The organism is Massilia aquatica (genome assembly GCF_011682045.1).
Classification (GTDB): domain Bacteria; phylum Pseudomonadota; class Gammaproteobacteria; order Burkholderiales; family Burkholderiaceae_D; genus Telluria_A; species Telluria_A aquatica.
In genome coordinates this window covers 64,769-76,496 of sequence record NZ_VVIW01000031.1, presented here as the reverse complement: position 1 = coordinate 76,496, position 11,728 = coordinate 64,769, and the positions used below count along the sequence as shown (strand labels likewise).

The window sequence follows — 11,728 nt, the reverse complement described above, 5'->3', positions numbered from 1 at the left end:
GCCCAATTCGAGGCCGGAAGCTTCTATTTCATTCGACTTTCGCACGCGAAAGTGAATCGCTATCGACGGCGGCGAAGACGCGCCTGGCATGCTCAGCGAAAAAACTGTCTGCCGCGCAGACTCCTAGGGCGTTTTTCGCCCAGGTGGAGCTCGGCCGCCGCTTCAAATCGTGAGGGATTTTATCGACCAGAACCGCCATGCTTACGGGGTCGAGTCGATCTGCAAAGTGTTGCAGGTCGCCCCGTCCGGCTACTGGCGTTATGCCGCGCAGCGGCGTGACCCGAACTTGCGCTGCCGACGGGCAAGGATCGATGAGGAACTGACGCCGGAAATTGAACGCGTCTGGCATGCCAACATGCAGGTCTACGGGGCGGATAAAGTCTGGCGGCAACTGCGGCGCGAAGGCACTGACGTTGCCCGCTGTACGGTTGAGCGCTTGATGCGCCGTGCCGGCATGCGCGGGGTGATGCGGGGCAAAGTTGTTCGGACCACGATGGGCAATGCAGCCGCACCTTGCCCGCTCGACCGGGTCAATCGACATTTCAAGGCACAACGACCACACCAGCTCTGGGTGAGCGACTTCACCTACGTCTCGACCTGGCAGGGTTTCGTTTATGTGGCTTTCGTGATTGACGTGTTCGCACGGCGCATCGTGGGCTGGCGCGTCAGCAGTTCGATGTGGACCGAGTTCGTCCGGGATGCCTTGGAACAGGCGCTCTATGACCGTCAACCTGAACGGGACGAGGCCTTGATTCATCATGGCGACCGGGGTTCGCAATACGTCTCCATCCGCTATAGCGAGCGCTTGGCTGAAGCCGGTGTGGAACCCTCTGTGGGCAGCAAGGGCGACAGCTACGACAACGCACTGGCCGAAACGATCAACGGTCTTTACAAGGCAGAACTGATACATCGCCGTGCTCCCTGGAAGACGCGCGAGGCCGTTGAACTGGCCACGTTGGGGTGGGTGTCCTGGTTCAATCATCACCGCTTGCTCGAACCACTCGGCTATATACCGCCGGCTGAAGCTGAGGCAAACTACTATCGAGAACTAACCGAGGGGCCATGACAGCCTGACTCACGCGAAAAGGCCTCCTTGAATTCCGGGGCGATTCAGTTCGGATAAATCTGTTCGACCCATGGTGTTCGGACAATCGTTCAACTGATCGCCCTTAGACTTTTACATACCCATGTAGTTCTGTCAGACAGACCCTAGGCTCTTGCTGACTGAACTGTTGAGTCAGGGATGGGTCATGGTCGAGGGATTACTTGGATTTAGACCGGCTCTTAGGAACCGTTTAATTATATTGGTATAGACTTATTTGAAGCGCACATTTGTCGCTATCTTATGCGTCACACGAATGCGTAAAATAAATTGCATTTAATCATAAGGGGTCTGCGAAGCAATGTTGTTTAAAACTGGTATACTTGCCTTGAGTATATAATAATTGCTGTATATTGAAAAACACTTTCATGTGCGTTTTCGGATTAAATGCCGAACCTGTGATGGCATCGTCTCCAATTTTAAAAGTATGAATATTCAAGGGCTGATCGTCTGCCAGTAAAATAGCCGGTAGATGTAATTCATGAAAGCGATGAACCGGAAAAGGGATATCCGTTTTTTTATCTAAGTTTTTCGATAAGGCATTGGCGAAGAAATTTAATTGCTCATCTTTTTCATTAGCTATTTTTGATATGTAACTTGAACAATTTCCAAACAAAGTAACCGGTAAGTACATCTGCTTTGCCAGTGATGGGCAAACTACCTATTTTGCGTACAGCCACTTCGGGCGGGTTCTGTCGCATTAGCGGAGCCGTCATAGGGATCGTGTAAACTTTGACGACCAAAAATCTGGACGAATTGGCATGCTTAACTTCAAAGGAATGCGTTTTCCGATCGACGTCATCCTGGTCTGCATCCGCTGGTATATGGCCTACCTGTCAAGACCCGCTGAGCTACCGACACCTCGAAGAGATGATGGAAGAGCGCGGCGTGTTGGTCGACCATTCGTCGATCAGCCGTTGGGCGATTCGTTTCCTGCCGCTCATCGAGAAGATGGCCCGGAAACACAAGCGCCTGGTCGGCGGCAGTTGGCGTATGGGTGAGATGTACATCAAGATCAAGGGCGTCTGGAAATACCTCTACCGCGCTGTCGACAAGCAGGGAACAACCGTCGACTTCCTGCTGAAAGCCAAGCGCGACATGGCTGCGGCGAAGCGCTTCTTCGACAAGGCCATAAGAGCGAACGGCGATCCGGACAAGGTGGCGATGGACAAGAGCGGCGCCAACAAGGCGGCGATCGATGCGATCAACGCCGGCCGCGACGTGCCGATCCTGGTGCGCCAAATCAAATACCTCATCTTCGGCTACATCTAAATTTTTTACAATCGAACTAGGCGCCACAGCCATCTTAGCCCAAAGGCGTTCGAACGCGCCTCAATGTGAAGTCTAGATTTGTATACCGAACCGGAGGAAGTCCAATGACCACAAGGCGATTCTTTGCTTGCCCGGTATCGACCTTAATCGCGAGCAGGTGCCTAACGTGACGGCGCTGTTGAAATCTCGCCGCTTGCTGGAGAAGAAGGAGCTCACACACACAATCGTCGAAACGATCAACGGGCGGCCCCAGGATTGATGGTATGCGAAGGAACGATGGTAGAAACAAGGTTCTGTCGCGTTGTTGAGTCCAGCACGGATTTTTTCGGGCTGAGCATGACTCCGGCTTACACTGGACGGACTTGTCCTGCCAACGCATAAAACTGGTCGGAGAATGACATGGGCGAAGCGTCATCGACGGCGAACTGACCCTTTCGAATCATGTGCATCAGCTCGATGCCGGCGAGCACGGAACCGGCAAACCGGAACGATTTGAAGTTGAGCATCGGCTTGGTCATTCGCTTGATGGCGCGATGGTCCTGCTCGACGATGTTGTTGAGGTATTTGATTTGGCGCACCAGGATCGGCACGTCGCGGCCGGCGTTGATCGCATTGATCGCCGCCTTGTTGGCGCCGCTCTTGTCCATCGCGACCTTGTCCGGATCGCCGTTCGCTCTCATAGCCTTGTCGAAGAAGCGCTTCACCGCAGCCATGTCGCGCTTGGCTGTCAGCAGGAAGTCGACGGTTGTTCCCTGCTTGTCGACAGCGCGGTAGAGGTATTTCCAGACGCCCTTGACCTTGATGTACGTCTCATCCATACGCCAACTGCCGCCGACCGGGCGCTTGTGTTTCCGGGCCATCTTCTCGATGAGCGGCAGGAAACGAATCGCCCAACGGTTGATCGACGAATGGTCGACCGACACACCGCGCTCTTCCATCATCTCTTCGGGGTGTCGGTAGCTCAGCGGGTAGGCCACATATCAGCGGATGCAGACCAGGATGACGTCGATCGGAAAACGCATTCCTTTGAAGTTAAGCATGCCAGCTCGTCCAGATTTTTGGTGGTCAAAGTTTACACGATCCCTATGACGGCTCCGCTAATGCGACAGAACCAACACGGCTACCGCGCCTGCCTGGGACTGCTGTCGCTGGCCAAGCGCTACGGCAAAGTGCGGCTCGAAGCCGCCTGCATGCTGGCCCTGCAGATCGGTGCCTGCTAGTACCGCCATGTGAACGACATCCTGAAAAACAACCGCGACCAGAGCGCGCCGACCACCACCACCGAGTGGATCAGCCCTGACCATGCCCACGTCCGTGGCTGCGATAGCGTGGGCGCAGAGCGCGCTGGTGAGCGTGTCCCTCAACGAACCGCCGAAGCTGCCGATCGCGCTGCGAACGGGTGCACAGATGAAGATATCTTTACTTATAAGTAGTCCTTGAGTGGTTGCCCGTCGTTAGTGAAAGGCAGGTCGGTAAAAACATGACGGCGGCTGATTGCACAATAATATGACGATCATCATATAATGATGACCGTCATATTTGTGAATTTGGTTTGTTCTAGGAAAGCATGAAACGGTTTGTACTAATGAGCAGATGCGTATGTAGCGCCTTTCCCGTATCGAGTTTGAGATCGCAGGCATGGCTCAAATGTAGATGAAATATACTTTTATCATCACACCATGTAATTGGGTAAATATGCTGCGACGCGGCATCAAGTATTTGTCTCCTCTACTTCCTCATAGGAATTAGATTTGGCCCGCTCCGGTAGCTGGCTTTTTTTGCCCGATTTTCTGGTGTAGTGCATTACAGCATATGCGCCGCCACGGCCGAGCTGTAGTTGCGCGCCAGTGCTTCGATGATGGCGGCCAGCGCCTGCGGGTTGTTGGCGTCGCCGAAATGGGCAGCGTACAGCTGCCTGGCCGCCTCGATCTGCGCATTCGTCAATTTCACGGCATACGCCATGCGCACAGTTTCATGCCTATTCAATGTCATTTACCACCCTTCATATTCGATATGCCAGCGCCGTCTGTCCTTGATTGACCAGTTAATTGCAATTACAATCATTGCAGTTGCAATCGTATAGGCAAAGTCTGCCATGCGCAATCACTACCGAGACAGGAGCTTCCATGCATATGCCCCCCACATTTCCTCCGGTGCCTAGCTGCCTGGCGCGCAGCGCCGCCAGCGCCTGCCTGGCTGCATTGGCGGCGACACCCGGTTTACCGCCACTGCTCGCTTCGCCGCGACGTGCGCTGGGTGCCATGGTGAGTAGCTTGCAGCAGGGCGCAGAATCAGCGGACACCATCCGCATCGTGCGTGCCTCTGTGCCTAAGAAGCAGGGCGATGCCTGGGATGTGCCGGCCTGTGCCAGTGCATGGCCGCTGCGATATGGTGCAGAGATACCGCTGCTGTACCTGTGCCGCCTTGAATCGCTGGCCGCGCTGCGTGGCGTGCTGGTCGATGCGGGCGAACGTGGCATCGTCTGCAATGATGCAGAAACGCAAGGTTCGCGCTGGCCCAAAGGCGTGCAGCCGGTGCTGCCGGCATGGCTGGCCACGCAGCACATTTGCACGCCGTTTGACCCGGCCAGCGGCGAGGAGGTGCGCGCCATCGTGTGCTCGGCCCTGGCAACGTTGTATGTTGACCAGCAGCCCGGCTATTACTACCTAGCCATGCACGATGAGGATGGACTGGCAATGCCGCCTTTATCGGCTGGCGATGCCGCCGCCGCCGCCCTAGGCATGTACCGCTTGCCGCCCACTAGTCCTGGGCCATACCAGTTGCGATTGTGCAGCGCGGGCAGGGCACTGGCGCTCGTGATGGAAGCGGCGCGCTTGCTGTGGGAGGACTGGAACATTAGCGCGGAAGTATGGAGTTGTCCCAGCTACACGCGCCTGGCGCGCGAAGCACTGGCGGTGGAGCAGTGGAATCTGTTCCATCCTAGCGCCACGCCAAGAGCATCCCACATACAGCGCTGCCTCGACGGCAGCAGTGCCCCCGTGATTGCAGTGACGGGCTATGCGCAGCACATCGCGGGGCAGATCGGAGGCTTTGTACGCGGACGTTTCAGCGCCGTCGGCGCCGATACAGCAATGGACATCAGCGCGCCGTGGATCGCCGTTACCGCGCTCAAGGCACTGGTCGACGACGGAGCGTTGCCCGCGCCGTTCGTGCAATACGCGCTGAGGCGCTACGCCTTGGCCTGACGCTTGCTCTGGCCGGCAGCCCGTGCCGCTTCGGCAGCGAGGGCGAGAGCCGCGCTGAAGTCCTGTTGCTCAGCACTGCTGAACTGCAACAGGAACAGGTCGGCCACTGTGGCCTGGTACACGGCCCACATTTGCTTGCGCAGGATTTTCCCATCTTCCGTGATGGAAACAAAGGCGGCGCGCCCATCCTCCATCGAGCGCGTGCGTGTCACCAGCCGGTCCGTTTCCAGTTTGTCTACCAGGCGCGTGAGGTTGTAGCGTTCGATGGCCAATGCGTCTGCCAGTTCGTGCATGCGGCGCGAACCGGCTGGGCCGCTTTCGAGTCCCCACAGCACGTCATACCACGCATATACGGGCAGGTTTGCCGCCGCCAGCCGACGTTCGATCTCGCGGATCATCAAGCGGTGCGTGCGCACGAACGAAAACCACAGGTCGGGCGCAGGTGCCGATCCAATTTCGGGCGCAGTTTCAGACATCGGTATCCCTCCAAATCAGTCACGGTTGCAAATGCAATTATAGCGCTATACAATGGCCGGCATAGCGATTGCAAATGCAATGATTGCAATAGCAATCGATAATAACGATGAATGCCCACCCCAAGGACACTCCCATGACCTCATCCCTCGCTGTACCCGATATCGATCCGCAGGAAACCAAAGAATGGCTGGAGGCGATGCAGGCCGTCGTCGCCGTAGAAGGGCGCCCGCGCGCCCACTACCTGCTCGACCGCCTGGTCGATATTGACGCCGCGCAGCACGGCGGCATGCACGGCCGCGTCACCACCGCCTATACCAACAGCATCGCCACGGCGCGCCAGCCCGCTTACCCGGGTGACCTGGCAATCGAGCGCCGCCTAAATGCCTACATCCGCTGGAACGCCATGGTGATGGTGCTGCGCGCAGCCAAACACTCGAACGTGGGCGGCCACATCGCCACCTATCAGTCGGCGGCCGTGCTGTACGACGTGGGTTTTAGCCATTTCTTCCGTGGCTATACGGACCAGTTTGCCGGCGACCTAGTCTATATCCAGGGCCATTCCGCGCCTGGCATCTATGGCCGCGCCTACCTGGAGGGCCGCATCACGGAAGCGCAACTGGACAATTACCGCCGCGAAGCGGGCCGCGAGGGCCTGTCATCGTATCCGCACCCTCGCCTGATGCCCGATTTCTGGCAATTCCCCACGGTATCGATGGGACTGGGCCCGCTGACGGCCGCCTATCAAGCCCGTTTCATGCGTTATCTCGAGTACCGCGACTTAAAGCCACACCAGGGTCGCAAAGTGTGGGCTTTCCTCGGGGATGGTGAGATGGACCAGCCAGAGTCCCTGGCCGCCATTTCCCTGGGCGGCCGCGAGCGCCTCGATAACCTGATTTTTGTCGTCAACTGCAACTTGCAGCGCCTGGATGGTCCCGTGCGCGGCAACAGCAAGGTCATCCAAGAACTGGAGGGCACCTTCCGCGCGGCGGGCTGGCATGTCATCAAGGTCATCTGGGGCACCGGCTGGGATGCTTTATTACAGAGCGACACGAGCGGCTTGTTGCTTCAGCGCATGATGGAATGCGTGGATGGCGATTACCAGACTTTCAAATCGCAGAATGGCGCGTATGTGCGCGAGCATTTCTTTGGCAAGTATCCGGAACTGCTGGAGCTGGTGGCGCACATGACGGACGACGACATCTGGCAACTGACGCGCGGCGGCCACGATCCCGAAAAAGTCCACGCAGCTTACGAGGAAGCCATGCGCACGCCGGGGCGTCCCACCGTGATCCTGGCGAAAACCGTCAAGGGCTTCGGCATGGGCGAGGCGGGCGAAGGGCAGAACATCAACCATCAACTGAAAAAGATGAGCGCCGACTCCGTGCGCGCCTTCCGCGACCGCTTCGCGCTGCCCGTCAGCGATGCGCAGCTGGAAGAGATGCCGTATTTGAAACCGGCGCCGGACAGCGAGGAGGCGCGCTACTTCGCCGCGCGCCGGGCGCAGCTGGGCGGCTACATTCCCGCCCGCATCAGCAAGGTGGCGCCGCTGCCCATACCGCCGCTGTCCACATTTGCCACCCAGCTCAAGGATACCGGCGAACGGGGCGCGTCCACCACCATGGCCTTCGTGCGCATCCTGGGCACCCTGCTGAAAGACCCCGCTTTAAGCAAGATCATCGTGCCCATCGTGCCGGACGAATCGCGCACCTTCGGCATGGAGGGCCTGTTCCGTCAGATCGGCATCCATTCCTACCTGGGCCAGCTGTACACGCCGCAGGATGCGGGCCAGCTCAGCTATTACAAGGAAGCCAAGGATGGGCAGATACTGCAGGAGGGCATCAACGAATCGGGTGCGATTTCCTCGTGGATCGCGGCCGGCACGTCTTACAGCAACCATGGCCTGGCGACCATCCCGTTCTACATCTTTTATTCGATGTTCGGCTTGCAGCGCGTGGGCGACCTGGCCTGGGCAGCCGCCGATGCCCGCACGCGCGGCTTCCTGCTGGGCGCCACCTCGGGACGCACGACGCTGATGGGCGAAGGACTTCAGCATGACGATGGCCACAGCCATGTCTTGTCATCCGTGATTCCCAATTGCATCTCGTACGATCCCACGTTCGCGTATGAGCTGGCTGTCATCATCCACGATGGCATGCGCCGCATGTTTTCCGAGCAGGAAGATATTTTTTATTACGTTACCTTGCTTAACGAAAATTATCCCCACCCGGCCATGCCGGAAGGGGCCGAGAAAGGCATCTTGCAGGGCCTTTATCTACTACAGCAGAGCCCGGAAGCAGCCGCGCCGCGCGTGCAACTGATGGGGAGCGGTTCCATCCTGCGCGAGGTGCTGGCCGCTGCTGCGCTGCTGCAGCAGGATTTTGGCGTGGTGGCCGACGTCTGGAGCGCCACCAGCTTGACGGAAGTGCGGCGCGATGGCTTGGCCGTGGAGCGCTGGAACATGCTGCATCCGGACAGCGCGCCTCGCGTGCCATATATTGGGCAATGCTTGGCTGGCCGGCCAGGCCCGGTTGTGATCGCCACCGACTACATGAAGATCGTGGCCGACCAGGTGCGCCCGTTCGTGACGGACCGGCGTTTCATCGCCTTGGGCACGGATGGTTTCGGACGCTCCGATACGCGCGAATCCTTGCGCACGTTCTTTGAAGTGGACCGCCATTTCATTGTGCTGGCCGCCCTGATGGCGTTGGCCGATGCAGGACAATTGCCGCGCAGCCAAGTGGGCGTGGCCATCGCCAGATATGGCATCGACGTGGAGAAGGGCGATCCGGCGTCAGTGTAAATTTTTCGAGGAGCACATCATGAAACTATATTTCGCAACGGGAACTTGTTCCTTGTCGCCACACATCGTGGCCATCGAGGCGGGCATCGAACTGGAACTGGAAAGAGTTGACATTCGCAGGATTCCACGCGTCACGGAAACGGGCGCCAATTACGCGCAGGTGAACGCGAACCTGTATGTGCCCGCGCTGGAGCTGGACGATGGCACCATCTTGCTGGAAGGCATTGCCATTGTCCAGTACCTAGCCGACCTGGCGCCGGACAGCAGGCTTGCGCCCCCGGCTGGCTCCCTGGCGCGGGTGCAGCTGCAATCGTGGCTGGGGTTTATTGCCACCGAGTTGCACAAGGCATTCAGCCCTTGGCTGTTTCACCCGGAATACGGCACGCAGGCGCAGGACGTGGCCCGCTCGCGCATCGCCGCCCGGCTCGACTATGTAGAGCGGCGACTAGCCAATGGTGGGCCATACCTGTTGGGGGACACGTTTACCGTGGCCGACGCTTATCTGTACACCATCCTCAGCTGGTCGGATGTCGCCAGAGTCGACCTGGATGCCTTCCCGCAGGTGAGGATGCTGCTGGCTAGTATCGGGGCTAGGCCGGCCGTGCGCGAGGCGATGCAAAGGGAAGCGTCGCGGCAGCGGGCATAAGATATTTGATAGATCATATTTCGTAACTATTCAGCCCTTAGAAATCAATGAGTTACGTGATTTCTGCGCCTGAAAACGCTCGATTTCTGCGGTTTTTATAAGGGGAAACCGGTTTTTCGCGTTTTTCATCGGTTTTCAGATAGCTGCAACCGATTGATTTTAAATAGGTTTTTGCAGGCTTACCAGAGGCTGAATAGTCATCATATTTCTATCATCGCGACATGCAATTGGTATTTTATGATACGACGCGCCATGATGCTCCTCTACTTTCTCACAGGAATTAGATTTAGCCCGCTCCCGCAGCGGGCTTTTTTTGCCCGTTTTTTCAGGCGTGTTTCTACCGTACAGCGCGTCACACGCTTGCTTGTCATTCAGGTATCGTGTTATTTGAGAGCATATTGTCCGCATTTGGAATGGGGTTGGGAGCATATCGTTATACATAAGTCCGCAATCCTGCCCAGCCTGATGGAGAAAATCGTTAACATTCAATGAGTTGTAGATGGGGCTTGTAAACTGTTGCGAGATCGCGTTTACTGTCTGACTTTGGGTGACGCATTGGCCAAGGTATCGCAGCGCTGGACGGAACAAGAGTTTGCGGGACTGGACCTTGGCGATGCTCGTCTCAACAAGCGAGCGAGAACAATGATGGGTACTGTCAACTTACGGGTGCGGGGAAAATTTTGTAAAGTCGCGGGATGAAAAAATCCCAACTCTACTGCGGCTTCCGCTACCCGGCAGAAATCATCAGTCATGTCGTATGGCTCTACTTCCGGTTCGCGCTGAGTTTTCGCGACATAGAAGAGCTGATGGCCAGTCGTGGCATCATCGTCACCTACGAGACGATCCGCCAATGGACATTGAAGTTCGGCCAGGGCTATGCCAATGAACTTCGCCGGCGTCAACCGCAGCGCGGGGAAAAATGGCATCTCGACGAGGTGGTGCTAACAATCAAGGGCAAGCACCATTACCTCTGGCGTGCAGTCGATCAGAACGGTCAGGTGCTCGATATCTTGATGCAGAGTCGGCGCAACCGACATGCAGCAAGGCGTTTTTTCCGCAAGCTCCTCAAGGGCTTGCGTTACGCACCACGGGTGCTGATCACCGACAAGCTGAAGAGCTATGCTGCGGCGAAGAAGCAAATCATGCCGGGTGTCGAGCATCGCCAGCACAAGGGCCTGAACAACCGGGCCGAACTCTCGCATCAACCGACGCGGCAACGAGAACGACAGATGCGCCGCTTCAAATCAGCCGGCCAAGCTCAGCGCTTTTTGTCGGCGCATGGCCCGATCAACAATGCCTTCCGCTGCCAGCGCAACCGCTTGAAAGCGGAGCAGTACCGGCACGTCCGCACGCAGGCATTTTCTATATGGAATGAGGTCACCCAGGTCGCAAAGAACGCCTAATTTGTGGGATAGTATTACCCGACCAGAAGCAATTTCACCTGGAATTCTACAACTCGCCGTCCCGGTTCAGCAAGTTGACAGTACCGTTTACATTGGTAGCCTTCCTCGACCGCCAACAAATTGGGGGAAGAAAAGATTTGCGAATGCTTTTGGTTGATTATAAAATATTCAGAGAAGAATTGACCAGAGTCCTTGTGAAACTTCAAGATTTAAGGCTGGCGGAAAATTTATCAGAATTTGATTTGCGGCAATCGTATTGGAAAAGTATGGATTTCGTCATTTTAAATACTATTAATCTTTCACAGAGGTTGTATCTTCTTAGTGAGGACGACAGAATAGATTTAATGATTGCGTCTGACGAGGCGTACAAAAATCAAACTAATCCTTGGAATCTTGATGATCTGGAAGCTAGATCAGAATTATTCAAATTTATTGCGAATCCATCTGATGAAGTGGTGAAGGCACATGAGCTTCATGAAATTCGCAGGATAAATGGATAAGCGGATAACTGTAGAAGCTCGCTTTTCAAACTGACCGTACTCTCATTTGATGCCGATTTCGGCTTGAATTTACTGCAATAGCACAGGCCCCATGCTCAATATCTGCAAATGAGCTTGCAGTTGCCGCGCCAGCTCGCATTCCACGGCCACCGGCTCACGCCTGAACTACACACCGCCCTTAGTCCGAACAAGCGTCGATCTTCTTGAAAAAAGAGGTCGGCCACACCTCAAAACGGCCTGCGGGCCGTTTTGCTTTTCAGCGTCCGAATCCTGCTTTGGATTCGTGGCCGCGATAAAATCGACTCCCTCAGGTACCTTTCAG

General features: G+C 56.4%; 9 protein-coding genes, 3 pseudogenes and 1 other annotated feature. Of the genes and pseudogenes, 8 read left to right on the top strand and 4 right to left on the bottom strand.

All coding sequences use genetic code 11. The features are described 5' to 3' along the window. The first annotated feature begins 127 nt into the window (after window positions 1–127). Window positions 128–244: a sequence feature (AL1L pseudoknot), on the top strand. Continuing rightward, window positions 134–1,066: pseudogene (locus F1609_RS30405) on the top strand (IS3 family transposase); the annotation flags it as partial. It overlaps the preceding feature by 111 nt. A 316-nt stretch (window positions 1,067–1,382) precedes the next feature. Here the strand turns inward: F1609_RS30405 and F1609_RS30400 are convergent. Further along, a complete protein-coding gene (locus F1609_RS30400) occupies window positions 1,383–1,736 on the bottom strand; it encodes a hypothetical protein (RefSeq protein WP_167081060.1) in 354 nt (117 codons plus the stop codon). A gap of 127 nt (window positions 1,737–1,863) precedes the next feature. Here F1609_RS30400 and F1609_RS30395 point away from each other — a divergent pair. Then, window positions 1,864–2,356 (top strand): annotated as a pseudogene (locus F1609_RS30395) (IS6 family transposase); the annotation flags it as partial. 365 nt (window positions 2,357–2,721) lie between these two features. Here F1609_RS30395 and F1609_RS30390 read toward each other — a convergent pair. Both F1609_RS30390 and F1609_RS30380 read right to left on the bottom strand, forming a co-directional pair. After that, a pseudogene (locus F1609_RS30390) lies at window positions 2,722–3,414 on the bottom strand (IS6 family transposase). 763 nt (window positions 3,415–4,177) lie between these two features. After that, window positions 4,178–4,324 carry a hypothetical protein gene (locus tag F1609_RS30380; RefSeq protein ID WP_167081059.1) on the bottom strand — a complete coding sequence of 49 codons (147 nt, stop codon included), beginning with the start codon at window positions 4,322–4,324 and terminating at the stop codon, window positions 4,178–4,180. Window positions 4,325–4,500: 176 nt separating this feature from the next. Between F1609_RS30380 and F1609_RS30375 the strand changes: the two genes are divergently transcribed. Continuing rightward, complete coding sequence (locus F1609_RS30375; protein WP_167081058.1) at window positions 4,501–5,580, top strand: transketolase-like TK C-terminal-containing protein; 1,080 nt, start codon at window positions 4,501–4,503, stop codon at window positions 5,578–5,580. Here the strand turns inward: F1609_RS30375 and F1609_RS30370 are convergent. Beyond that, complete coding sequence (locus tag F1609_RS30370) at window positions 5,565–5,978, bottom strand: MarR family winged helix-turn-helix transcriptional regulator (protein WP_229422144.1); 414 nt, start codon at window positions 5,976–5,978, stop codon at window positions 5,565–5,567. The genes F1609_RS30375 and F1609_RS30370 overlap by 16 nt on opposite strands. 212 nt (window positions 5,979–6,190) lie before the next feature. Between F1609_RS30370 and aceE the strand changes: the two genes are divergently transcribed. The 5 genes from aceE (at window position 6,191) to F1609_RS30345 (ending at window position 11,406) form a co-directional block, all read left to right on the top strand. Continuing rightward, the gene (gene aceE, locus F1609_RS30365) at window positions 6,191–8,857 is read left to right on the top strand and encodes a pyruvate dehydrogenase (acetyl-transferring), homodimeric type (protein ID WP_167081055.1); all 2,667 of its coding nucleotides are present in this window, start codon (window positions 6,191–6,193) and stop codon (window positions 8,855–8,857) included. 19 nt (window positions 8,858–8,876) lie between these two features. Further along, the gene (gene gstA, locus F1609_RS30360; protein WP_167081054.1) at window positions 8,877–9,503 is read left to right on the top strand and encodes a glutathione transferase GstA; all 627 of its coding nucleotides are present in this window, start codon (window positions 8,877–8,879) and stop codon (window positions 9,501–9,503) included. Window positions 9,504–10,019: 516 nt separating this feature from the next. Next, window positions 10,020–10,202 carry an IS4/Tn5 family transposase DNA-binding protein gene (locus F1609_RS35465; RefSeq protein WP_370661690.1) on the top strand — a complete coding sequence of 61 codons (183 nt, stop codon included), beginning with the start codon at window positions 10,020–10,022 and terminating at the stop codon, window positions 10,200–10,202. Then, window positions 10,199–10,906, top strand: coding sequence for an IS6 family transposase (locus tag F1609_RS30350; protein WP_167081053.1), 708 nt, complete (start codon window positions 10,199–10,201; stop codon window positions 10,904–10,906). Before F1609_RS35465 ends, F1609_RS30350 begins: the two co-directional genes overlap by 4 nt. Window positions 10,907–10,980: 74 nt before the next feature. Next, window positions 10,981–11,406 carry a hypothetical protein gene (locus F1609_RS30345; protein ID WP_167081051.1) on the top strand — a complete coding sequence of 142 codons (426 nt, stop codon included), beginning with the start codon at window positions 10,981–10,983 and terminating at the stop codon, window positions 11,404–11,406. Window positions 11,407–11,728: the final 322 nt, after the last annotated feature.